This is a genomic window from Longimicrobium sp. (genome assembly GCF_036399935.1).
GTDB lineage: Bacteria > Gemmatimonadota > Gemmatimonadetes > Longimicrobiales > Longimicrobiaceae > Longimicrobium.
The window spans coordinates 24,362-46,800 of the sequence record NZ_DASWMD010000073.1 but is presented as its reverse complement, the minus strand read 5'-3'; the positions used below and the strand labels follow the sequence as shown (position 1 = coordinate 46,800).

The following is a 22,439-nucleotide window of genomic DNA, read 5'->3' as shown; positions in this document are numbered from 1 at the left end:
TGAGCGGGCGCAGCAGCTCCCACTGCGAATCGGTCAAGTCTGTCGGATATCTGTGGCTAGTCATGCCAGCCGCATACACCGTCTACTTGTGCATGTTCGTACTTTGTTCGGTTATCTCAACACCCTCTCAGGATGACAGGCCTCGATGCGCGGCGAAGGCTTGGGTGGCGCGCCATACTGGCTCCCTTCCCCCGCGGGGTTTGCGGGGGAAGGGCTGGGGATGGGGGGGGCGCCCGCAGCATGCGCCGGGTCCCGTCGGATCTCACCCGAAGTTCCCTCCTCTCCGCACAGCAGTATCGCGCGGGGGAAGGGCCGGGGGCGGGGCTCGGCCTACGGCAGGCTGCCCGCCAGCAGGTCCAGCACGCCCTGGGGATTGTCGGTGTTGATCCAGTGCCCACCCTGCAACTGGTGAAAGTGCACGCGCGGGTTGGCGGTGGACGCCGCCTCCACGCGGCGGATCGCCTCGTCGTCCAGCGAGTTGCTGTCCGTCGCCTTCACGATGTGGATCTCCACCTCCCCCGGCGGGCGCACGACGGTCTCCCACAGGTCGGTGCGGAAGTAGTCGCGCAGCATCTCCTCGATCACCTCCCAATCCAGGCGCCAGCGGTACACTCCCTCCACCAGCTCCAGGTTGATGGCCATCCACTGCCCCAGCGCCTCGTCGTACCCGGCCCGCGCGATCCCCTCCACCGCCTCCGCGCGCGAAGCGAACTCGGAGGGAAGGGCGCGGATCACCTCGATCATCCGCCAGGCGCTCCCCTCGGGCTCGCGGACGGAGAGGGTGCTGTCCATCACCCACACCTGCCGCAGCTGGCCCGCGCCCCCGTGGTGCGCCGCGTAGACCAGCGCCACCTTGCCGCCGAACGAGTGCCCCATCACCGCGGTGGCGTCGATCCCCAGGTGCTCCACCAGGCGGTCGACGTCCTCGGCGGTGGCGGCCAGGGTGTGGGGCCCGGGAAAGCCCCGGGAGCCGCCGTGGTTGCGCAGGTCCACCAGCAGCACGCCCCACTCCGGCCGCGCCTCCACCAGCCGCCGCGCGATGGTGCCCCAGTTGCGGCCGCTGCCGTAGATGCCGTGCAGCACCAGCAGCCACCGCGTGGGCGTGGCATCCTTCCCCACAACGCGGGTGTGCGCGAGAATTGGTATCTGCGGATCGGTCATCGATTTTCGGACCCCAGGACGGTTGTGCGTCGGGCGGACGGGCGTCATTGTACCACGCGCCGGGGCCCCCCGCGACCCTTGATCTTGGGACGTCCCGACGTTATCTTAGTGCTAAGATAATTGGAAGAGGCGACGACGATGAGCAACTCGGGATCGAAGGAGACGACGGAGCAGGCGCTGAAACTGTTCGTGGTGCTTTCACGCGCCCACAACGCCGTGGCGGCGCACGCCCAGGCCGACATCGCGCGGCATGGCCTGACGCTGATGGAGTTCGGCATCATGGAAGCGCTGCACCACAGGGGTCCGCTGCTGCTGGGAGAGCTGCAGAAGAAGATCCTGGTGACCAGCGGCGGCGTCACCTACCTGCTGGACCGCCTGGCGGCCAAGGGGCTGGCGGAGCGGCGGCGGTGCGAGCACGACCGGCGCGCCTACTACGCCGCGCTGACCTCCGAGGGCGAGGCGCTGATCACCGAGATCTTTCCCGCCCACGCGGCCGCGCTCGAGGCGGCGCTCGGCGGGCTGACGCCGGAGGAAAAGGAGACCGCCACGGAGCTGCTCCGCAAGCTGGGGCGCCACGCGGCGGAGGCCGAGAAGCCGGCCTAGACAAAATTCGTTCGAACGATTATCTTAGTTCTAAGATTCAAAGTAGTGAAGTATCGCGGCGGGTCGACGGCCCGGCCGCCGCGACGAAGAGAGAGGGCCCAAGCGAACAACCAACGCACGAGGACGCCACCATGAGCATCACGACCGAGAGCACCAGCACCACCACCACGTGGCAGATCGACCCGGCGCACACGAACGTCGAGTTCTCGCTGAAGCACCTGATGATCAGCACCGTGCGCGGGCGGTTCGGCGCCGTCACCGGGACCATCGTGCTCGACGAAGCCAACCCGGCCGCGTCGACCGTCACGGCCGAGATCGACACCACCAGCATCGATACGCGCCAGGAGCAGCGCGACGCGCACCTGCGCTCGGCCGACTTCTTCGACGTCGAGAACCATCCCACGCTCAGCTTCCGCAGCGTGAGCGTGACGCCGGCGGGCGACGGCTTCGACGTGGCGGGCGACCTGACCATCCGCGACTGCACCCGGCGCGTGGTGCTTCACGTGACGGACGAGGGCCGCGGCGGCGACCCGTGGGGCGGCGAGCGCGCGGCGTTCAGCGCGACGACCAGGATCGACCGGCGCGACTTCGGCCTCACCTGGAACCAGGCGCTGGAGACGGGTGGGGTGCTGGTGAGCAACGACATCAAGATCACGCTCGAGGTGCAGGCCGTGAAGCAGGCGGACTGACCAGGAGCGAGCGCGGAGCTTTCGCCCCTCCCCAGCCCGGGGAGGGGCGCCGGACCGGGGAGGAGGCGACGATGAAGCTGGAGACGCAGGGCTTTCACCACATCACCATGGTCTCCTCCAACGCGCGGCGGACGCTGGAGTTCTACCGCGGCGTTCTGGGGCTGGGGCTGGTGAAGAAGACGGTGAACTTCGACGATCCGGGCGCCTACCACCTGTACTTCGGCGACGAGGGCGGGCGGCCGGGCACCATCCTCACCTTCTTCGAGTGGGGCGACGCGCCCGCGGGCCGCCCGGGCATTGGCGGGGTGCACCACCTGGCGCTGGGGGCGGAGAGCGACGAGGCGCTGCTGAAGTGGAAGCGCCGGCTGACGGACCACGGGGTGCACGTCAGCGGGCCGTACGACCGCGGCTACTTCACCAGCCTGTACTTTCGCGATCCCGACGGGCAGATCCTGGAGATCGCCAGCAAGGGGCCGGGCTACGACATCGACGAGCCAGCCGACGCGCTGGGCCAAACGCTGTTGCTTCCCCCGCAGCGCATCGTCCGCGGCTACCGCGACGAGGCGTCCATCGCCGCGCTGACGCACCCGGAGCCGGTGCCGGCGATCACTCCCGACATGGCGCTGCAGGGGATTCACCACATCAGCGGCATCACCGACAGCCTGGAGCGCGCGGGCGAGTTCTACGAGGCCGCACTGGGGCTGAAGATGATCAAGAAGACCACCAACCGCGACGCGCCGGACATGCTGCATTACTTCTGGGGCAGCTACGACGGGCAGACGGTGGCGCCTCACAGCTCGTGGACGCTCTTCGGCTGGCCGGCGAGCTACAACCGCGCGCGGGGCGGCGTGGGGCAGACGCACCACGTGGCCTTCCGGGCGCGCGACGATCAGGAGCAGGGGGCCTGGGTGGACCACCTGCGGTCACTGGGCGTGCAGCCGTCGCCGGTGATGGACCGCACCTACTTCAACAGCATCTACTTCCGCGCACCGGACGGGCTGCTGTTGGAGATCGCTACCGACGGCCCCGGCTTCGGGGTGGACGAGGAGGCGCTGGGGACGGAGCTGAAGCTGCCGGCCTGGCTGGAGCCCAACCGCGACGAGATCGGCGCGGCGCTGGCGCCGCTCGGGTGAGCGCAGGTGGATGGACGGGTGGGGGTCCGGAGTTCGAGGCGAGTCCTCGGCTCCGCGGGGCCCTCACCCGTCCTCGCTTAGGCTCGTCCACCCTCTCCCACAAACAGCGTGGGAGAGGGGGTACACTTCAGACCTGGGAGCGCTTGCAAGCCGTTGTAGCGCCACACCTTGTCATCCTGAGGCCCAAGCGCACCGCAGCTGCCCGCACACATAACCACGCGGGCCGAAGGATCCAGCCGCGGACACGTACCACCCCGGGCGCGGCAGCGGTCACCCATCCCGAGGCCTCGGCCCTGCTGGGGCGACTGAAGTCGCGGCAACGACGGCCCGAAGTCCGCCTTCGCGGACTGCACGCGTAGTCGAGTGCACGAGCCCAGCCGCAGCGCGGTTCAGGTCTCCCCCTCCCCTGCGCAGCGGGGGAAGGGGGCCGGGGGGAGGGGGCTCCCGCAGCATGCATCGGCAGCCCGTCGAACCGCAATCGAAGTTCTCCCCTCTCCGCACGCGCAGCGTGCGGGGAGGGGCCGGGGGAGGGGCCTCCCGCGGCATGCACGGCCGCCAGTCGAACCGCCTCGATCCTCCCCCCGTGTCCCCCGTGCCCTCCGTGTGACCTTACCCGTCCGCCCGGGGCTAGTCGCCCTCGCCCAGGACCTCCTCGAAGTTGGCGTGCACCCCCACGGTCTCCCGCCCCTCCAGGTCTCCAAGCATGAAGCAGAAGTTGTCGCTGTGCAGCGGAAAGCGCAGGCGGTAGGCGCGGCGGTAGATGTTGTACAGCAGCCGCAGCACCTCGTCCGCCCCCAGCTCCGTGCGCGGATCGGTAACGGGCTCGCGGTACAGCACGTAGCGCGCGTGGCCGCGGCGCGACTGCCAGGGATGGAAGTACGGCATGTCGAAGGGAATCGCCTCGCCGTCGCGCACCAGCGTCTTCAGCCACGGGCTCTCCTGCCGCACCTCGCCCACGATCCACGCCAGGTCCTGCCCGGTGGTGCGCAGCGCCTCGTCGCGCATGGCCTGCACCACGTGCGCGCGCAGGCGGCGGCCCAGGTGCGCGCCGCGCTGGTCCTTGCGCACGGCCAGGTAGGTGATGAACCCCGCGTTGACGCCCTTCAGGTACACGCCCGCGGCGGCGGCCATCGGCTTGCCGTCGTCGTCCAGATACGTCAGCAGGTGGTAGTCGCCGCCGGACGGCATCCCCAGGCGCGCTTCCTCCAGCTCCGCCAGCAGCTCGCCCACGGGCTGCACGTCGCCGATGGCGTGGGCGATCAGCTCCAGCGCCTGGCGCGCCAGCGGCTTCCGCTCGTCGTCCAGCACCACCAGGCGCCCGTCCAGGTCATCCATCGGCCCGCTCCTGCACCGGGATGCGGAAGACCCGGGCGGCGTTGCGCCACATCATCCCCTCGCGCTCGTCGTCCGTGGTTTCGAGCTTGGCGGCGAACGCCAGGTAGCTGCCCATGTCGGAGATGGGCCAGTCGGTGCCGAACATCAGCTTCGATGGATTGTTGATGAAGGCCAGGGCCTCGTCGATCTTTCCCGTCACCATCCGCTCGTACCGCGGCTCGAAGGTGCCCAGGGTGAGCCCCGAGATGTCGCCCAGCACGTTCTCGTTCTTGTACACCACTTCCATGGCGTCGACGAACCAGGGATTGCCCATGTGGCAGAGGACGAAGGTCACCTCGCGAAAGTCCACGGCCACGTCGTCCACCTCCATCGGGTGCGTGTAGCGGACCTTGGCCTTGGGGTTGAAGGTGTCGCCCGTGTGCACCATCACCGGAACGTCGAAGTCGCCCGCCAGCTCGTACACGGGGTGCACCGCGCGGTCGTACAGGTGAAAGGGCTGGTAGCCGGGATACAGCTTGAGCCCCGCGATGCGCCGCGACTCCAGCAGCCGGCGCAGGTGCATCACCTGGTCGCTCCCCAGGTGCGGCACGCTCACGCCGGCCACCACGCTGACGCGCGGGTCGCCCTCCATCACCGCCAGCAGCTCGTCGGTGCTGGGCCGGTCGGCGTTCACGGTGTACGACGAGAGCACCACCGCGTGCCGCACGCCGTTGGCGTCCATGTCGGCGTGGAGCTGCGCGTACCGTTCGGCCAGCGAAACGGGCTGGCTTTCGACGTAGCGGTTGAGGTGCGTGTGGCAGTCGATGATCAACGTGGTCCGGGTCGCGGGTGCGGGCGTGTGGGCAGGCAGGGAGCGTACCACCCTCGCGGGCGGCGGGGCCGGAGTGGATGCGGGATGGAGCACGCGCTATGTTGTCTTCCGACCGCGAGGGAATCACCGACAGACAGCAGACAGGGGTGCGCGTGCTGAATCGCCTTCTTACGCAGAACCGCGAATGGGCGCAGTCGATGACGGACCGCGACCCGGAGTTCTTTTCGCGGCTGTCGAACACGCAGTCGCCCGAGTACCTGTGGATCGGGTGCGCCGACAGCCGCGTGCCGGCCAACCAGATCGTCAACCTGCTTCCGGGCGAGCTGTTCGTTCACCGGAACGTGGCCAACGTGGTGGTGCACACCGACCTCAACTGCCTGTCGGTGCTGCAGTTCGCCGTCGACGTGCTCCAGGTGAAGCACGTGATCGTCACCGGCCACTACGGGTGCGGCGGCGTGCGGGCCGCGCTGGAGAACATGAAGCTGGGCCTGATCAACAACTGGCTTCGGCACGTGCAGGACGTGCGCGACAAGCACTGGGAGCGCCTGATGCCCCTGCCCGACGACGCGCGCCTGGACCGCCTCTGCGAGCTGAACGTGATCGAGCAGGCCTCCAACGTCGGCCAGACGACCATCGTGCAGGACGCGTGGGCGCGCGGGCAGGAGCTGGCGGTGCACGGCTGGATCTACCGCCTGCAGGACGGCGTCATCCGCGACCTGAACACGACCGCGACCAACGCCGACGAGCTGCTGTCCGTGCGCGACGCGGCCGTGGAGCGGCTGGGCTAGGCCTTCGCGGCGGCGGAGCTCGCCGGATCATGAAACCGCCCTCCCCGGCCACGTGCCGGGAGGGCGGTTTGCGTTCCCGCGCCTTTCCGTCGGCCAGCGAAGGAGGTTGGCGTAGACCTTCACCGCGTTCGGGGCGGCAGGCGGCGGGCGGCGGCCTCCAGTGCTCGATGGACCGCGTAACGCGGCGTCGCCCTTCCGTTCGAACTATTCGGAATTTCCGAACAGTTGCGTTTTCCGCCAACTCGCTCTCGGAGTACAGCGCTTTCAGGTGCTCGTTGATCGTGGGAACGGTCACCTGAAACAGCTCTGCCATCAGCGCCTGGCTCAGCCACAGCGTCTCGTCGTGAAACCGGCATTCCACGCGTGCCCGGCCATCGTCTGCGACGTACAGCACCACCTCGCCGCGGGGCGCGTCAGCGTCCGCGTCGACAATGTCGGGCGGGAACGGCGGCTCAGAGGCTGCGGACATGCGTGCTTCTCCGGACGAGTCTCATCTGGTTCTCACCGTGTTCGTTCATCTCCAAACCGGTCTGTAGTGGTCCGGCGCGAAGATGTCTTGTCCAGATACCTCCCCTCTCACGGAGGTGTGCACGTCTGGACAAAACCATCCGTAGGCCTGCGCTCTGGTCCGGCCCCAGGTTCCCGCAAGTCGAGATCTGTAATTCCCGGAACACAGGAGACTGTACCTCAATCAACCTGAATGGCAAGACGCCCCGATGCTCCCGACACAATACCGCCACGTAGGGAGAACGCGTGCGGGTGCGATCCCGGGGTTCCGTCCGGCCGCCGCGGACGGCGCATGGGCACTCAAGAGCGGGTGAATACGGCCATAGACGAGAGATTCCGCTGGAGAACGGGTCACGCCGGCATGGCCGGAGCCACGATCCGCGCGTTGGCGTCAAGTGTAGCTCCACAAAGGACTTCCGCCGGTGCCGGACACCGGCTATGCTGTAGAGCACGGTCGGGAGCCGGACTGCGGCGGTATCGTTCAAACCGGGGGGAGGACCGTGTCACCGATCATTCTGAATGAGATTTCGGGGACGAAGCGGCGTCTGCGCTTCCGGGACGGAGCCCGGGCGTTTCCCGTCGCCCAGTCAGACGGTCAGCTGCTGGTGGTTCACGACGCCGAGCTGGATATCCACGCCTATGGCCAGACCTGCGCGGACGTGCTCACCGACCTCGTTGAGCAGATCGAGATGATGTGGATGGAATACGCGGAAGCAGACGAGGCGCAGCTTACCGCGGGCGCCGCGTCGCTCGCCAGACTGCTTCGCGAACGGCTGGCCGTGCAGGGTGACGATGCGTAAGCAGATCGACGTGGAGGCGGCTCTCCGGCGGAAGGGATTTCGCCAGGTAGACACGCACCACCGCTACTTCGTATATCACACCCGATCAGGGCTCAAGTCCAGGATCCGGACCAAGACGAGCCACGGTGGGCGGGATCTCGACGCGTCGCTTCTTGCGCAGATGGCGAAGCAGTGCGGAGTTTCCCGGAATGAGTTTCTGGATCTCGTCGACTGCCCTCTGGACCAGCAGGCATACGAGATGAAGGTGACGGCCAGCCTCTGAGCGTCACCCGCCCATTCATCGTTCCCCCTCCTCAATGGCACTGCAACCCTGCCGCGAATGCGGGACGAGCGTCAGCACCGAGGCGGTGTTCTGCCCGCGCTGCGGTGTTCCGCAGCCTACGCGCGCAGGCCAGCCCGCCCCCGCGGAAGCGCCCGGCTCTCCCCCGCCCCACGCCCCGGCCCAGCCGGCCCCGCCCGAGCCCGACGCGGCCGACGCGCAGGCGTGGCACTACATCAGGAACGGCGTGCGCCACGGCCCGGTCAGCCAGGCCGAGCTGCGCGCGATGCTCCATCGGGGCGAAATCCCGCTGGATACGCCCGTAAAGAGTGATGGCGGGCTCTACTGGCTGCCCATCAGCGGCGTCCCCGGGCTGGGCGCCGACCATCCGCCCCATGTGCCGGATGGCGCCGAGTACCAGGCCCGGCTGCGGCGTACCATGCCGCCGCCGCGCCATCGGCCGGCGTACGCGCAGCCATCACCCGCGGACCAGCAGGCCCAGCGGTCCGCGCGAACGCTGGGGCACGTCGTCTATGCCCTGCAGGCCGCCAGCTTCATCACAGGCGTCACGCTGTTCATCGCCCTGGTGGTGAACTACGCGGGGCGCGACAGCGTGCGCGGCACCTACGTGAACACGCACTTCGATTGGCAGATCGCCACCTTCTGGGGGCTGCTGCTCTGGTGGATCGGCGCCGTCATCCTGGGCATCGTCGCGGGGTCCGCCTTCATGTTCGTGCTGATCTACCTGCCCTCGGTCGTCTGGCTGCTGTACCGCGTGGTGCACGGGTGGATCCGGCTGAACGCCGAGGAGCCGGTCTGACCCCGGAACGCCGACTCCGGCCGCGCCCGGCCCGGTGATTGCCACGCCGCGGGCGCTCATCCGCCATGACGACAGGGAGAACGACGGGATGCTGCTGAACGGAAAGGTGGCGCTGGTGACCGGCGCCTCGCGGGGGATCGGCGCGGCGATCGCGCGGGAATTGGCGGCGCACGGGGCGGCCGTGGGCGTCAACTACTTCCAGAGCCCCGGCGCGGCGGCCGAGGTGGTGTCGTCCATCCAGGGCGCGGGCGGCCGGGCCGTGGCGCTGGCGGCCGACGTGCGCGATCCGGCGGCCGTGCGGGCGATGGCGGACCGGCTGGCGGAGGAGTTCGGGGGCGTGGACGTGCTCGTCAACAACGCGTTGTTCAACTACCGCTTCGATCCCGTCGCCAATCCCCGCTTCGAGACGATGGAGTGGGGCGGCTTCCAGGAGCAGATCGATGGAACCGTGCGCGCCGCCGTGAACACCTGCCAGGCGGTGCTTCCCCACTTCCGGACGCGCGGCGGCGGGCGCATCGTGAACATCCTCACCAACCTGATCACGCATCCGGTGGTGCAGTACCACGCCTACACCACAGCCAAGAGCGCCCTGCTGGGCTTCAGCCGCAACCTGGCGGCAGAGCTGGGGCCGGAGAACGTCACGGTGAACATGATCGCGGGCGGGCTGATCATGACCACGGCGGCGTCGGAGCCCACCACCCCCGAGGTGCAGGAGATCGTGCGCGGCGCCACGCCCCTGCGACGCCTGGGCGAGCCGCACGACATCGGCCGGGCGGTCGTGGCGCTGGCGTCGGAGCTGATGGGCTTCGCCACGGGCCAGTACGTGGCGCTGGACGGCGGGCTGACGATGCCCTGACGCCCACCCCGCCCTGCAACCCACCGGAGACGCGCCGTTGGAGCACCTGTCCTTTTTCGCGATGGTCCTGGCCGCGGGGGCCGCGTTCGCGCAGCTGGAAATCCAGATCGAGGGAACCGCGGGGTGGGCCGCCGCCCTCCCCACCTGGCGCGTGGAGAACCGCTGGACGCGCCTGTTCTTCAGCTCGCGGCCGCTGACGGGGTACCACTTCTACGTGCACGTCTTCGTCACCCTGGTGGTTCACCTGCCGTTCGCGCTGGGCTTCGCCGCGCCCACGTGGAAGGGCGAGGCGCGCATCGTGGCCTGGCTGATCCTGTTCTGGGTGGCGGAAGACTTCCTGTGGTTCGTCATGAACCCCGCCTTCGGCCTGCGGAAGTTCCGGCGGGAGCACATCTGGTGGCACGCGCCCACCTGGGTGTGGATCATGCCGCGCGACTACTGGGTGTTCACCCCCATCGCGGCCGCCCTGTACCTGTGGAGCCACCGCTAGACGCCAAACCGCGGGCGACCCGGTGCGCGGCCGTTACGCGGGGGTGCCCTGCCCGTTGCCCCAAGCGCCCAGATTCACCTCCGTACCACAACCGGAGAGGAATCGATGACCGCGTGGATCATCAGGCTTCACTCGCACGACGAACGGGCGCTTCACGCCCTGGTGCTCCGCCGGCGCCGGCCGCTCGATACTGCCATGCGTGCTGTGACGCATGCCGGCGACGCGTGGGCCACCATCGCGCTGACCGTGGTGCTGCTGCTGGCCCCGGATGGCAGGGTGCGCGCGGCGGGCGCCCTGGCCGCGTGGGCGCTCGTGCTTTCGCATCTGGGCGTGCACGTGCTCAAGCGCACCGTCTCGCGGGCGCGGCCCTCCATGCCCGTGGGGTGCAGCGCGCTGGTGCACGCGCCCGACCGCTTCAGCTTTCCCTCGGGCCATGCGGCGGCCTCGCTTTCCGTGGCGCTGGGGCTGCTCTCCATCGTCTCCGTTCCGGTGGGCGTGGCGGTGATCGCGCTCGCGCTGGTGGTGGGGATCTCCCGGTGCTACCTGGGCGTGCACTATCCCGGCGACGTGGTGGCCGGCTGGGCGCTGGCCCTCCTGGGCCACCTCGCGGGTACCGCGCTCCTGGGCTGAGGAACGCGACTGAACGCGCAACACGCCCGCCCGGCAGGTCGCCGGGCGGGCGTGCTCGTTTTTCCAATGGGGTGCGTCAGGCGACGCGGCGGGCCTCGATACGGCGGACGGCCTCGTCCGCCAGCTCGCGGAGTACGGCCACGTCAGCCTCGCTGAAGGAGCGCTGCTCGAGCCCCACCACGCACAGGTTGCCCAGCACGAACCCGCGCGACGAGATCAGCGGAACGCCCGCGTAGCACCGCACGCCGTCCTGCGTGACCAGCGGGTTGTCGTGATGGTCGGGGTGCGTCTCGGCGTTCTCCACCACGAAGGCGTCGCGGGTGCGCACCGAGGTGGCGCAGAACGACCACTCCACCGGGTGTCCGCGTGTTTCGGCCAGCCACAGCCCCTCCGGCCCGTGCATTCCCGCCACGTGCAGCGCCTCGTCGAGCACCACGCTGATCAGCGACACGGGGAGCCCCAGGCGCGACGCGGCCTCGGCGGCGACGTCCTGCAGGATGGGGTCTACGTCGGACGAGAGCAGGTCCAGGTCGTGGATCTCCTGGAGGCGCTGCTCGTCGAAGAGCGGATCGGGGATCATCGCTGTCCTCCGGCCATGAGCGTGGCCTGGCTGGCGAGCCGCGCGTAGGTGCGCATGCGGATCTCGATGGAACGGGCCACGGTGGCGGTGGCGCCGCCCTGCGCCGAAAGGGCTTTCACCACCTGCTCCAGCTGCGGCGCGCCGAACACCATCCCGGGAACCAGACCCGCGGCGCGGCAGGCCGTGCCCCACCGCTCCGCGGCGCGCTCGGCGCCGAACACGCGGTGAAGCGCCGCCACCGCGTCGGACTCGGTGGGCTGCTGAAGCTTGTACCCCGCCAGGGGCGGCGGACGGTCGGGCGCGAGCATCGTTGGGGAACCCGGGAAACTGGTCATGGGCGGCATCCACACTCCGTGTACGGTCTCACGCTTCCGCGCGGATTCACCCTACCGCGATTCGCGCACCGCGCGGAACTCGGAGCCCGGCATCCACGTGGGCCACTCGCGCCCGTTCGCCACGTGCAGCCCCACCCAGAAGGTAAGCTGCGTGTCGTCGACGATTCCCGCCATGTCCCAGTCGGCCTTCACCTCGTCGCTGGGCTTGTGGTAGTCGTCGCGGATGTACGCGCCGCGTACGCGCGCGCCGTAGGCCGGGTCCGGGTGCACGTAGTTCGTGCCCGGAAAGAGGAACGAGAGCGCGGGAACGCCGCCGCGCGCCAGCTCCAGGTGGTCGGCGCGATAGAAGTAGCCTTTCTCCGGCTCCGGATCGGGCACCACGGTGCGCCCCTGCCGCGCGGCGTAGCGGGCAAGCAGGTCTTCCAGCGAGGTCTGCCCGTAGCCCAGGCTCACGAGCGACCGCGTGCGCCCCCACGGGTTCATCGCGTCCATGTTGATGTTGGCCAGCGTGCTGTCCAGCGGAATCACGGGATGCGATGCGTAGTAGCGGGCGCCCAGCAGCCCCGCCTCCTCGGCGGTGAAGGCCACGAACACCAGCGACCGGCGCGGCGCGGGATTCATGGACTTGTAGGCGTTCGCCAGCGACAGCATCCACGCCACGCCCGTCGCATCGTCCAGCGCGCCGTTGTAGATGGAGTCGCCGCCGATCGCCCGGCCGATGCCGAAGCTGTCCCAGTGCGAGGTGAACAGCACGCCCTGCCCGCGCACCTGCGGATCGGAGCCGGGGATGCGCGCCACCACGTTGTGCGAGGCCACGCGGCGGACCGTGTTGCGGACGTGGAAGCTGGCCCGCGCGCCGAGGGACACGGGACGGAACTCGCGCGTCCGCGCCGCCCGCTCCAGCGCGGCGAAGTCGTGGCCCCCCGCGCCGAACAGGGCGCGCGCGGCCTCCAGCTGGATCCATCCCTCCACCGGCACGTGCGGCGAGGCGCCCTCCACCTCGAAGCGCTCGCGCACGTTGCCCTGCACCACGCTCCACGGGTAGCCGGCGGGCTCGGTCTGGTGCACCAGCAGCACGGCGGCGGCGCCGCGTTCGGCGGCGATGTCGTACTTGTAGGTCCAGCGGCCGTAGTACGTCATCGCGGGGCCGCGGAACACCTGGGGGTCCAGGCGGGTGGTGTCGCGCGGGTCGGGAACGGGCGGATCGCCGACCAGCATCACCACCGTCTTGCCGCGCACGTCCACGCCCTTGAAGTCGTCCCAGCCCAGCTCGGGCGCCACCACGCCGTAGCCCACGAACACCACCTCGGCATCGTCCACCCTTACCAGCGTGTCGGGGCGGAGCGACCAGGTGACCATGTCGTCCAGCTGCCGCCACGGGAGGGTGCGTCCGCCCGCCTGCACCCGCGCCTCCACGCGCGACGTGGTGGCCACCAGGGGAACGCGCTGCAGGTAGCTTCCGCCGGGCATTCCCGGCTCCAGCCCCACCTCGCGGAAGCGCCGGGCGATGTACTCGATGGTGGAGTCTTCGCCCGCGGTCGCAACCGCGCGCCCCAGGAACCGGTCCGACGCCAGCTCGCGGATGTCGCGCAGCAGCACCTCGCCGCTGATCGCCGCCGCGGCCCTTTCGGCGGCGGGTGATGCGATGTCCCCCCCGCCTCCCCGCGTAGCAGGCGCCACGGAGCATCCCGCGCCGACCATAAGCGCCAAGGCCCCGAATCCGTAGGTCCGTACCGTCATCCACGTCCTCGAGAGAGAATGTAAGTCGTTACCGCGCCACACCCTGTCATCCTGAGGCCCAGGCGCACCGCGGCTGCCCGCACACAAATTCGCGCGGGCCGAAGGATCCAGCCGCGGACACGTAACAACCCGGGCGCGGCAGCGGTCACCCATCCCGAGGCCTCGGCCCTGCTGGGGCGACTGAAGTCGCGGCTCCGACTGCACGAAGTCCGCCTTCGCGGACTGCACGCGTGGTTGGGCGCGCTTCGGCAGGTGGGGTGCTCGGGCGGGCGCCCCCCATCCCCAGCCCTTCTCCCGCAACTGCGCGGGGAAGGGAGCCAGTCGAGTGCGTCGGGCCAGCCTGAGTGCAGTTCCACGCACATGGCGCACGATCCCACCTCGATCCCCTCCCGGCGCGCGTTCTTCGCTGCGATGCCCAATACGTCCACCTCGCCGCTCTTACCCGCGGACGAAGTGCAGAGGGTAAGATAAACCAGTGAGCCGGACCCCCATGCGGAGGCGGTTGAATCGAAGTGTTCGAAGACGACTCGGCCAACTTGCATCGAATCAAGCACCTGAGCGCACGTTGCGGTGCGGTTGCAACTTGACATTCGTTGCTCGAAACATTCAATTCCGAGAGCCCTTGTATCCTCCGGCAACCTCTCATATAAAATTCGCTTGGCCTCACAGCGCGTTAGCACTCGACTTCAACCGTTTTTGCGTTGGGCTGGTGGTAAGCGGCGTCTCGTAAACAGGCTCCTCTCGCACCTTCCGGAAGACTACCTCAGGCGACGATATATCGAACCGTTTATTGGCGCGGGCTCGGTCTACTTTGCGCTCCAACCTGAGACAGCCGTCATATCGGATGCGAATGGACATTTGATGAGTTGCTACGAGCACGTGCGCGCAGCTCCTGAACACGTGTATGCCTGTCTCATGGAGCACGTCGAGCGCAACTCCGACCATCATTACTACTCGACACGTCAAGCCTACAACAATGATGGACCATCAGCAGAACGGGCAGCGCGCTTCATTTATCTCAACAACACCTGCTTCAATGGAATTTTCCGAGTAAACACGCGAGGTCAGTTCAACGTGCCATACGGGTGGAAGGCCTCTCCGGTCTTCCCCACCCTTGAGCAGCTGAAACTGGCATCCTCGGTGATGAGAAAAGCCGAGATCAAGACCGCGACCTTTGAGGATTCTGTCGCGATTGCTGAACCTAATGACTTCTTCTACCTCGACCCGCCGTATCCGCCGCTGAACGGTACCGCGTACTTCACACACTACACGGCTGATCGTTTTGGCGAACAGGACCAAAGGCGTCTCGCGGAATCGGTCAAAGAAGTAGATCGGAGGAGCGCCATGTTCCTAATGACAAACGCCGATACTCCACTGATTCGGGAACTGTATTCGGACTACTCCATCACGGGAATCTCCGTCACGCGTTTCATCACGTGTAAGGCGCACAAGCACCGGGTCGATGAAGTAGTGATTACGAACTATCCTACAAACGCGCGAGTCACCACATGATCCACAATGTCCACAAACGTCCGGAGTTAATCGGCTTCGCCCGCCAGCAAGCGTTAGACGAGGACCGCCAAACCATTAGGGCCGAGCATCTGACCGAGGCGGAAGCCGACGGATGGACCGTCCGGAAGCGAAACAAGAATTCTGTAAGTGTCAAGCGGGCTAAGCGCCACGACGCCCAACTCAGGTCGCGCGTCTGGAGCCTGATGTACCGCATGGGCTTCGACTTTCTGTCGGGCAAAGGGGGGACGCAGTTGGACCTTCCGAAGACCGAGGGAGCGCAGCACGAGAGTGATGTCGTTGCGATAGATAAGGAAGTGGCTGTTGATATAACGTGTGTGTCGTTTGATTCAGCTCAGAAGGATTCTGGCTTCGTTGCTCGCTTGGAAGCGTTGGTAAGCGTGAGGAAGCCGTTCACCGTGGCCACATCCCATATCTATCCAGTCGAGCACAAGCGGCACGTAGGCAGTGTAGTATTCGTGCAGAACGTCATCATCACGGACCATGAGCGGGATCGGGCGGCCGAGGCGGATATTAGTGTGTTCGATGAAGCGGACCTAGACTACTTTGAACAACTCGTCAAACTATTGGGACCTGCGGCTCGGTACCAGTTTCTCGCGGAAGTTTTTCGCGGGAGAGAAATTGCTGGCCTTGAGGTTCGCGTGCCCGCTCTACGTGCACGCGTAGGAACACTCACCTGTTACACTTTCGCGATCCGCCCGGACTACTTGCTCAAGATCGCCTACGTAGCCCATCGTGCCAAAGGTAAAGCGATCGACCTCGATGCATATCAGAGGATGATCTCAAAGAGCCGCCTGCGTGCGATCGGCCAGTATATCTCAGAAGAAGGAGTATTCCCTACCAACATAGTTGTGAACCTCGAAAAGGATCGCGTTGTTCAGTTTGAGAGAGGAAAGCAAGAGGGAGACACCGATGGGGCGCTCTTTGGATGGCTTACTCTTCATCCCTCGTACGGCGCGGCTTGGATTATCGACGGTCAGCACCGCTTATTCGCATATTCGGGGCACCCTCGGGCAACCAGCAGCTATCTTAATGTGCTCGCATTCGCGGGGCTGAGCGCGAGCCGACAAGCTCAGATGTTCGTAGACATCAATAGCGAGCAAAGACGGATGAAGCGCAGCCTGCTTGTCGAACTAGATGCCGTGCTGAAGTGGGATTCGGAAGATGATGAAAAGCGCATCAGTGCTGTGATCTCTAAAGCTGGTATGGTACTGGATGAGGATCGAGAGTCTCCGCTGCACGGCAGATTGCTGCCGGCTGACGTAGCGAGAACAGATATCCGGTGTATCTCGCTAACTGCATTCGCGAATGCTTTGGACAAGTCGGGATTCTTCCTCTCTGCCAAGCGCAAGGGTGTCTTGGAACATGGCCCGCTCTGGCGGGAGGATCCAAGCGAGGCGCTTCGGCGGACTGCACGTGTGGTCAACGCGTGGCTAACGCCGATTGCGTCAAGAGCGAGTGCTTGGTGGGATTTGGGTGCTGGAGAGGGCGGTGGTCTCGCCATGAACAACGGAGTGACGGTATCTCTGAACGTGCTTCGCAGCGTGTTCGAGCATCTGAGTCAGCAGCACGCCTTACTCGAGCTCTCCGATCCCGAGATCTCTAAGTTGATCAGCCCGTACGCCGCTGCTCTTGGAGGCTACTTTGCCAGCATGTCCGCTGATGATCGCCTCGCATTCCGACAGTTGCAAGGCGTTGACGGACAGACTACCGGTACTCGGATGTGCCAAGCCGCGCTGCACGGAGACTTCCCGGAATTTGTGCCCGCCGGTCTGTCGGATTGGATGGAGCGCCGGAAAGCGAATACAAACGAGCAGGCGCGGAGTATCATAGACAAAATTGAGAAGACGCTCCAAGAAGTCATTCTTGAGACACTCAAGTCCGAGTTTCAGCAGGACTCTAATCAGTGGTGGTTTGAGGGCGTCCCCCAGCAGGTCCGGGCGAAAATAGACCAGCGAATTAACGAGACAGACGGGCGTGCAGGGACGCGCGAGCAAAACTTCGACCTAATCCATTACCGCGCGATCATTCATCACCAGTACCAGCTACTGGGTGATCTCCTCGGCAGGGGCAAGGGAGGAAAGGATAAGCGCACCGAGTGGATCCACGAAGTGAGTAGTATGCGAAATATCGTAATGCATCCCTCACGTCGGGAGTTTCTTTCGTTCGAGAAGCTGAACCAGTTGAACGGCCACTGGACTTGGCTTCAGGGTCAGGTGGCGCAACGAGACGAGATCTTGACTGGATGACGCACCGCTATCGCAGCCGCGCCGCCTCCGCCCGCGCCAGCAGCTCGGCAATCCGGCCGCCGAGCTGCTCCACGTGCCGCAGAACGGGGTCGCTCAGGTACCGGCGCCGGCGCCCGACGGCGCACAGGGTTCCCACCATGGTGCCGGCGGGGCCCAGCACGGGAACCGAAACGAAGGTGCGCAGGTCCGTGCCGTCCAGCAGCGTTCCCGCGAGGTCGTTCTGCACGTCGGCCGTCCACAGGATTCCCGCCTGCTGGCAGCGGAAGCACGGGGTGTCGCTGAACGGCAGGCTCACCCCCACCCGTACGCCGAGCTCCTGCGGGTCGTAGACGATCCGGTGCTCCAGCGTTTCGCGGTCCGGATCCCACACGGCCAGGTAGCTCACCTCCAGCCCGGTTCGCGCAACCACCTCACGCAGGACGGCCTGCACGGATTCGTCCAGCGGCGGCTCGTCACCCGCACGTTCCGCGGCCAACGCCCGCCGCAGCGAGGCGGGGCGCGCCGAAATTTCGGGAAGCGGCAGCGGCCCGGGGCGCGCCAGGTAGTAGCCCTGCCCGCACGAAACGCCCAGCTGCGCAAGCACGTCCAGCTCGCCCGGCGTCTCCACGCCCTCGGCCACCAGCGTGGCGCCCATCTGCGCCGCGAACGACACCAGCGCGCCCACCAGCGCCCGCCGCGCGGGGTCCACGTCCAGCTGGGTCACCATCTCGCGGTCGAACTTGATGACGTCGGGTCGCAGCGCCAGGATGTGGCGGAAGCTGGCGTATCCCGCGCCGGCGTCGTCCACGGCGATGCGCGCGCCCATCCGCCGCAGCACGTCGGCGCCGGCCAGCAGCGTGTCGTAGTCCGCGACGGAGCTGTGCTCCGTCACCTCCACCAGCACGCGGCTCGCGTCCACCCCCGAGAGCGCCTGCAGCAGCTCGCGGCTGGAAAGCGTGGCAGGCGACACGTTCACCGACACGTACAGGGGCTCCGGCAGCTCCGGCAGCAGCGCCAGGGCCGCGCGCACGGACGCCATCTCCAGCAGCAGCCCCAGCCCCAGCTCCGCGGCCTCGGCGAACCACACGTCGGGCCGCGCGGGCGCCACGTCGAAGCGCGTCAGCGCCTCCACCCCCACCGGGCACATGGTCGCCAGCTCCACGATGGGCTGAACGACCACGCGCAGCCCTTCGCCCCCGATGGCGCGCGGGATCCGGAAGTGCGGCGACTCGGGGGTGCCGCGGCGATGCGCCTCGTCGGCCATCTCGGCGCCCAGCGAGCCGGCCAGCGCCTCCAGCAGGCGGACGTGGTGGTCCTGCAGCTCGGCGTGAGGCCCCCGGCTGATGCAGCAGAGCATTCCGTACAGCGTGCCGTCGGGCAGGCGCACGGGGCTGCCGATGTACGAGCCGATCCCCACCTGCTCCGTCACCGCCAGCCCGGCCGTCACCGGGTTGGCGCGGGTGTCGGGGATGGCGGGGGGAAGGCGATGGTCCAGCACCCGGGTGCAGAACGATCCCTCCCACGAAAGCGCGTCGCCCGCGGCCACGTTGAAGGGCGCGGCGTTTCCATCCACCGCCTGCAGCACCTGCTCGGGCCCGTTGTGCTCCGAGAGCCACGCCAGGTCCATCCCCAGGGCATTGCGGGCGACGGACAGGTAGCGCGAGGCGATGACGTTCATGGTCGGCCGGTTCAGGACGGAGCGGAACGGACGTTTCTCGTAAATGCAGAGGTCGGGCCGTTCGGCCATCACATGATACGATGAGAGAGGGGCGCGCAGATTCCTGTCTGCGCGCCCCTCTCTCAACCGTAGCTCCCGCCCGTCACCAGCGCCGGGCTTCTCCTTCCTCCTCCTCCTCGTCGCCGCCGGACCGCGAGGTCCCGGCGGCACCCTCTTCCACCCGAAGCGGCGTGCGGGTCACCGGCGGCAGCCGACGGGCGCGCAGCAGGCGGTTGAAGGCCTCCAGGTCCTGCGCCCACACCTGGTTCAGCGCCGACAGCTCGCGGTCCAGCTGCGCCGAGAGCGCCGTGAACACCTCGTACGACTGCGCCGTGGGCGCGGCGTCGGCCTCTTCCACGTGGCTCATCAGCGCCGCCAGCTTGTTGTTCAGCCGGATCGGGTAGTTCAGCGGGTCCTGGTTGCTCTGGTTGCGCACCTGGTACAGCCGCTCCTCGATCTCGGCCGTGCGCGCCAGCAGGGCCTCGCCCGCCGTCTTGATCCCCGCGTCCTGCGTGCGGCCCAGCCGGTCCTGCACCTGCTGGCGCACGCCGCGGATCAGCAGCACGGCGTCGTTGGCCTCGCTCACCCGGTTGCGGATCTGCATGGCGAAGTCGAAGCGGCGCTGCAGGTCCGCCAGCGACACGCCGGGGAGGCGCGGGTCCGTGCGCACGGCGAAGTCCTGGCGCAGCTCGCGGCCATCCGCCGTCAGCCGCACGGTGTAGTTGCCCGGCACCACCCGCGGCCCCGTCGCCGTGTCGGCCGCCCACAGGATCATCCCCGGGAACGAGGTGGGCCCCGGATGGCGAAGGTTCCACGTGAAGCGGTTCATCCCCACCTGGTTGGGCGCGAACCGCTGCGCGCGCGGACCCTCGTCGTCCTCGCCCGCGCCGCCCGCCGCGCCCGCCCGCGGCGCCGAGTCGGGCCGCGTGTCGTGGGTGTACGAGCGGATCACCCGCCCCTGCGCATCCAGGAAGTCCAGCGCCACCCGGCGCGCCGGCTGTGCCAGCGAGTAGTAGACGGTGACGCCGCGGTCCACGCCCAGGATGGCTTCCGCCGGCCGGAAGAGCCGCGTTCCCGCCTGCCCCGCCGCCGCCGTGCGCCGGGCCGGCGGAGTGGACGCCTGCGCCGGCACGTCGTTCATCTGGCGCAGCAGGTGCGCGCCGCCATCCAGCGCGTAGAACGAGCGGCCGTGCGTGCTGATCACGACGTCGGGGCCGCGCACCGCGATGTCCGACACCTGCACGACTGGCAGGTTCAGCCGCAGCGACTCCCACTCACGGCCGTCGTTCCACGACACCCAGATCCCCCGCTCCGTCGCCGCGTACAGCAGCCCGGGGCGCGACGGGTCTTCGCGCACCGAGCGCAGGAAGTCGCCCTCCGGCAGATTCGAGGCGATGGACGTCCACGTCCGCCCGTAGTCGTCGGTGCGGAACAGGTACGGCCGGAAGTCGCCCAGCAGAAAGCGGTTGCCCGCCAGGTACGCCGTTCCCGCCCGGTGCGGCGACGGTTCCATCGTGTGGATCTTGGTCTGCTCCGGCAGCGCGGCCGGCGTCACGTCGGCCCAGTTGGCGCCCCCGTCGCGGGTCACGTACGCCTTGCCGTCGTCCGAGCCCGTCCAGATCACCCCGCGCTCCCGCGGGCTCGGGCCGATGGTGAACACGGTGGCGTACGTTTCCACCCCCGTCTGGTCGCGGGTGATGGGCCCGCCCGAGGGCCCCAGCGTGGCCGGGTCCGCCCGGGTGAGGTCCGGCGAAATGCGCTGCCAGCTCTGCCCCTCGTTGGTCGTCCGCCACACGTGCTGCGTGCCGGTGTACAGCGTGCTGGGATCGTGCGGGTCGAAGACGATGGGAAAGGTCCACTGCACCCGCTCGCGCAGGTCCGACGCCGACTGGCCCATGGGGTTCTCGGGCCACACGTTCACGGGGCGGCTGGCGCCGGTGGATTGGTCGAAGCGGTCCAGCGAGCCGCCGTAGCACCCGGCGTAGTAGACGTTGGTGTTGGTGGGATGCGGGGCCACGTAGCCTGACTCGCACCCGCCCGCCGCGAAGAAGTTGCGCCCGCCCGCGTTCAGGTGGTTCCACCCGCGGATGGGCACGCAGACGGTGCTGTTGTCCTGCTGGCCGCCGCACGCCATCGCGGGCTGGTGCGACGTAAGGGCGATGCGATAGATCTGCGCCGTGGGGTAGTCCTGCTCCGTCCACGTCTTGCCGCCGTTGACGCTGACGTTGCCGCCGCCGTCGTTGCCCTGCACCATCCGCTGGTTGTCGTCGGCGGCGATCCACAGGTCGTGGTTGTCGCTGTGCGGAGTGCGGATGGTGGTGGGGAACGTCTTGCCGCCGTCGTCCGAGCGGAAGAAGCCCACGTTCATCACGTACACGCGGTCCTTGTCCTTGGGGTCGGCCAGCAGGCGGGTGTAGTAGAAGGCGCGCTGCCGCAGCTTGCGCTCGGTGTTCACCCGCTCCCAGGTGGCACCCCGGTCGTCGGAGCGGAACACGCCGCCCGAGTCGTGCTCCACGATGGCGTACACGCGGGTGGGGTCCGCCGGGGACACGGAGACGCCGATCTTGCCGACGAGGCCCTCCCGGGGCATGCCGGGCGTGCGGGTGAGCTCCGTCCAGTTGGCGCCGCCGTCGTCGCTGCGGAAGAGGCCGCTGCCGGGACCGCCGCTGGACATTCCCCACTGGTTTCGCCACGCTTCCCAGAGGGCGGCGTACACGACGTCGGGGTTCTGGACGTCGATGGAGATGTCGACGCCGCCCGTGCGCTCGTCGCGGTGCAGCACGCGCGTCCAGGTCTGTCCGCCGTCCGTGGTGCGGTAGATGCCGCGCTCGGCGTTGGGCCCGCTGTAGTGGCCGAACGCCGCCGCGTACGCGATGTCGCAGTTGGTGGGATGGATGCGGATGCGGCCGATGTTCCGCGACTCGCGCAGCCCCACGTGCGTCCACGTCTTGCCGGCGTCGGTGCTCCTGTACACGCCGTCGCCCGCCTGGATGTTGCCGCGCAGCTGCGTCTCGCCCGTACCCAGGTACACCACGTCGGGGTTCTGCTGGCACACTTCTACCGCGCCGATGCTGCTGCTGCCCAGCTTTCCGTCGGTGACGGGGCTCCAGGTGGTGCCGGCGTCGGTGGTCTTCCACAGGCCGCCGCCCGTGGCGCCGAAGTAGTATTCCAGCGGCCGGGCGGTGCTGCCGGCCACGGCGATGGAGCGGCCGCCGCGGTTGGGGCCCAGGTTGCGCCACGCCACCCCGCGGTAGCGCACGGTGTCGGTGGGGGGGGGCGTGTTGCGCTCCACCTGCGCCGCGAGCTCGGGAGCGGCCAGCAGGGCGAGCGCGACGACTGCACTGCGAAGTCGGTGCATGGATCCAGGGGGTTCGGTGCCGGACTGCGGAGAAGGCCCCCCGGCGCGGCGCCGGGGGGTGCCCGCGCC

General features: G+C 68.0%; 20 protein-coding genes. 12 read left to right on the top strand and 8 right to left on the bottom strand.

Features of this window, described 5'->3' with window-relative positions; translation table 11 throughout:
- Positions 1-330: 330 nt before the first annotated feature.
- Positions 331-1,161, bottom strand: coding sequence for an alpha/beta hydrolase (locus VGB24_RS21860; RefSeq protein WP_331075043.1), 831 nt, complete (start codon positions 1,159-1,161; stop codon positions 331-333).
- Positions 1,162-1,299: 138 nt separating this feature from the next.
- Between VGB24_RS21860 and VGB24_RS21855 the strand changes: the two genes are divergently transcribed.
- From VGB24_RS21855 to VGB24_RS21845, 3 genes are all read left to right on the top strand, one after another.
- Entirely contained in the window at positions 1,300-1,764 is a 465-nt protein-coding gene (locus tag VGB24_RS21855) for a MarR family winged helix-turn-helix transcriptional regulator (protein WP_331075042.1), read from the top strand.
- Positions 1,765-1,895: 131 nt separating this feature from the next.
- The gene (locus VGB24_RS21850) at positions 1,896-2,453 is read left to right on the top strand and encodes a YceI family protein (RefSeq protein WP_331075041.1); all 558 of its coding nucleotides are present in this window, start codon (positions 1,896-1,898) and stop codon (positions 2,451-2,453) included.
- Positions 2,454-2,524: 71 nt separating this feature from the next.
- The gene (locus VGB24_RS21845; RefSeq protein WP_331075040.1) at positions 2,525-3,586 is read left to right on the top strand and encodes a VOC family protein; all 1,062 of its coding nucleotides are present in this window, start codon (positions 2,525-2,527) and stop codon (positions 3,584-3,586) included.
- Between the two features lie 627 nt (positions 3,587-4,213).
- Here the strand turns inward: VGB24_RS21845 and VGB24_RS21840 are convergent.
- Together VGB24_RS21840 and VGB24_RS21835 are read right to left on the bottom strand one after the other, a co-directional pair.
- Positions 4,214-4,921, bottom strand: coding sequence for a GNAT family N-acetyltransferase (locus tag VGB24_RS21840; RefSeq protein ID WP_331075039.1), 708 nt, complete (start codon positions 4,919-4,921; stop codon positions 4,214-4,216).
- Positions 4,914-5,732: an amidohydrolase family protein gene (locus VGB24_RS21835; RefSeq protein WP_331075038.1), complete on the bottom strand. Its 819-nt coding sequence runs from the start codon at positions 5,730-5,732 to the stop codon at positions 4,914-4,916. The genes VGB24_RS21840 and VGB24_RS21835 overlap by 8 nt, the downstream gene beginning before the upstream one ends.
- 146 nt (positions 5,733-5,878) lie before the next feature.
- Here VGB24_RS21835 and can point away from each other — a divergent pair, with 146 nt between their 5' ends.
- The 7 genes from can to VGB24_RS21800 all read left to right on the top strand — a co-directional run bounded on the left by can (position 5,879) and on the right by VGB24_RS21800 (position 10,882).
- Positions 5,879-6,520 carry a carbonate dehydratase gene (can, locus tag VGB24_RS21830; RefSeq protein ID WP_331075037.1) on the top strand — a complete coding sequence of 214 codons (642 nt, stop codon included), beginning with the start codon at positions 5,879-5,881 and terminating at the stop codon, positions 6,518-6,520.
- A gap of 929 nt (positions 6,521-7,449) precedes the next feature.
- Positions 7,450-7,827 (top strand): hypothetical protein, encoded by a 378-nt coding sequence (locus tag VGB24_RS21825; protein WP_331075036.1) that lies wholly within the window; start codon positions 7,450-7,452, stop codon positions 7,825-7,827.
- Positions 7,820-8,089: a type II toxin-antitoxin system HicA family toxin gene (locus VGB24_RS21820; protein ID WP_331075035.1), complete on the top strand. Its 270-nt coding sequence runs from the start codon at positions 7,820-7,822 to the stop codon at positions 8,087-8,089. Before VGB24_RS21825 ends, VGB24_RS21820 begins: the two co-directional genes overlap by 8 nt.
- 34 nt (positions 8,090-8,123) lie before the next feature.
- Positions 8,124-8,906, top strand: a complete 783-nt coding sequence (locus VGB24_RS21815) for a GYF domain-containing protein (protein WP_331075034.1) — start codon at positions 8,124-8,126, stop codon at positions 8,904-8,906.
- 88 nt (positions 8,907-8,994) lie between these two features.
- Positions 8,995-9,762: an SDR family oxidoreductase gene (locus VGB24_RS21810; protein WP_331075033.1), complete on the top strand. Its 768-nt coding sequence runs from the start codon at positions 8,995-8,997 to the stop codon at positions 9,760-9,762.
- A 37-nt stretch (positions 9,763-9,799) separates the two neighbouring features.
- Positions 9,800-10,252 carry a hypothetical protein gene (locus VGB24_RS21805; RefSeq protein WP_331075032.1) on the top strand — a complete coding sequence of 151 codons (453 nt, stop codon included), beginning with the start codon at positions 9,800-9,802 and terminating at the stop codon, positions 10,250-10,252.
- Positions 10,253-10,357: 105 nt separating this feature from the next.
- Positions 10,358-10,882, top strand: a complete 525-nt coding sequence (locus tag VGB24_RS21800; RefSeq protein WP_331075031.1) for a phosphatase PAP2 family protein — start codon at positions 10,358-10,360, stop codon at positions 10,880-10,882.
- Between the two features lie 76 nt (positions 10,883-10,958).
- Here the strand turns inward: VGB24_RS21800 and VGB24_RS21795 are convergent, their stop codons facing one another.
- The 3 genes from VGB24_RS21795 to VGB24_RS21785 form a co-directional block, all read right to left on the bottom strand.
- Positions 10,959-11,462: a GAF domain-containing protein gene (locus VGB24_RS21795; RefSeq protein WP_331075030.1), complete on the bottom strand. Its 504-nt coding sequence runs from the start codon at positions 11,460-11,462 to the stop codon at positions 10,959-10,961.
- Positions 11,459-11,770, bottom strand: coding sequence for a hypothetical protein (locus VGB24_RS21790; RefSeq protein ID WP_331075029.1), 312 nt, complete (start codon positions 11,768-11,770; stop codon positions 11,459-11,461). Before VGB24_RS21790 ends, VGB24_RS21795 begins: the two co-directional genes overlap by 4 nt.
- Positions 11,771-11,848: 78 nt before the next feature.
- Positions 11,849-13,477: a M28 family peptidase gene (locus VGB24_RS21785; protein ID WP_331075028.1), complete on the bottom strand. Its 1,629-nt coding sequence runs from the start codon at positions 13,475-13,477 to the stop codon at positions 11,849-11,851.
- A gap of 630 nt (positions 13,478-14,107) precedes the next feature.
- Here VGB24_RS21785 and VGB24_RS21780 point away from each other — a divergent pair.
- Positions 14,108-15,049, top strand: coding sequence for a Dam family site-specific DNA-(adenine-N6)-methyltransferase (locus tag VGB24_RS21780; RefSeq protein WP_331075027.1), 942 nt, complete (start codon positions 14,108-14,110; stop codon positions 15,047-15,049).
- Positions 15,046-17,316: a DGQHR domain-containing protein gene (locus tag VGB24_RS21775; protein ID WP_331075026.1), complete on the top strand. Its 2,271-nt coding sequence runs from the start codon at positions 15,046-15,048 to the stop codon at positions 17,314-17,316. The genes VGB24_RS21780 and VGB24_RS21775 overlap by 4 nt, the downstream gene beginning before the upstream one ends.
- 7 nt (positions 17,317-17,323) lie before the next feature.
- Here VGB24_RS21775 and VGB24_RS21770 read toward each other — a convergent pair whose 3' ends face one another.
- Both VGB24_RS21770 and VGB24_RS21765 read right to left on the bottom strand, forming a co-directional pair.
- Entirely contained in the window at positions 17,324-18,973 is a 1,650-nt protein-coding gene (locus VGB24_RS21770) for an EAL domain-containing protein (RefSeq protein ID WP_331075025.1), read from the bottom strand.
- 142 nt (positions 18,974-19,115) lie between these two features.
- Positions 19,116-22,370: a WD40/YVTN/BNR-like repeat-containing protein gene (locus tag VGB24_RS21765; RefSeq protein WP_331075024.1), complete on the bottom strand. Its 3,255-nt coding sequence runs from the start codon at positions 22,368-22,370 to the stop codon at positions 19,116-19,118.
- Positions 22,371-22,439 lie beyond the last annotated feature (69 nt).

What these genes read in the sequence shown, in the direction of transcription:
- VGB24_RS21860 (WP_331075043.1), bottom strand. Translation starts at nt 1,161, where the DNA reads ATGACCGATCCGCAGATACCAATTCTCGCGCACACCCGCGTTGTGGGG.
- VGB24_RS21855 (WP_331075042.1), top strand. Translation starts at nt 1,300, where the DNA reads ATGAGCAACTCGGGATCGAAGGAGACGACGGAGCAGGCGCTGAAACTG.
- VGB24_RS21850 (WP_331075041.1), top strand. Translation starts at nt 1,896, where the DNA reads ATGAGCATCACGACCGAGAGCACCAGCACCACCACCACGTGGCAGATC.
- VGB24_RS21845 (WP_331075040.1), top strand. Translation starts at nt 2,525, where the DNA reads ATGAAGCTGGAGACGCAGGGCTTTCACCACATCACCATGGTCTCCTCC.
- VGB24_RS21840 (WP_331075039.1), bottom strand. Translation starts at nt 4,921, where the DNA reads ATGGATGACCTGGACGGGCGCCTGGTGGTGCTGGACGACGAGCGGAAG.
- VGB24_RS21820 (WP_331075035.1), top strand. Translation starts at nt 7,820, where the DNA reads ATGCGTAAGCAGATCGACGTGGAGGCGGCTCTCCGGCGGAAGGGATTT.
- VGB24_RS21815 (WP_331075034.1), top strand. Translation starts at nt 8,124, where the DNA reads ATGGCACTGCAACCCTGCCGCGAATGCGGGACGAGCGTCAGCACCGAG.
- VGB24_RS21810 (WP_331075033.1), top strand. Translation starts at nt 8,995, where the DNA reads ATGCTGCTGAACGGAAAGGTGGCGCTGGTGACCGGCGCCTCGCGGGGG.
- VGB24_RS21800 (WP_331075031.1), top strand. Translation starts at nt 10,358, where the DNA reads ATGACCGCGTGGATCATCAGGCTTCACTCGCACGACGAACGGGCGCTT.
- VGB24_RS21795 (WP_331075030.1), bottom strand. Translation starts at nt 11,462, where the DNA reads ATGATCCCCGATCCGCTCTTCGACGAGCAGCGCCTCCAGGAGATCCAC.
- VGB24_RS21790 (WP_331075029.1), bottom strand. Translation starts at nt 11,770, where the DNA reads ATGCTCGCGCCCGACCGTCCGCCGCCCCTGGCGGGGTACAAGCTTCAG.
- VGB24_RS21775 (WP_331075026.1), top strand. Translation starts at nt 15,046, where the DNA reads ATGATCCACAATGTCCACAAACGTCCGGAGTTAATCGGCTTCGCCCGC.
- VGB24_RS21770 (WP_331075025.1), bottom strand. Translation starts at nt 18,973, where the DNA reads ATGAACGTCATCGCCTCGCGCTACCTGTCCGTCGCCCGCAATGCCCTG.
- VGB24_RS21765 (WP_331075024.1), bottom strand. Translation starts at nt 22,370, where the DNA reads ATGCACCGACTTCGCAGTGCAGTCGTCGCGCTCGCCCTGCTGGCCGCT.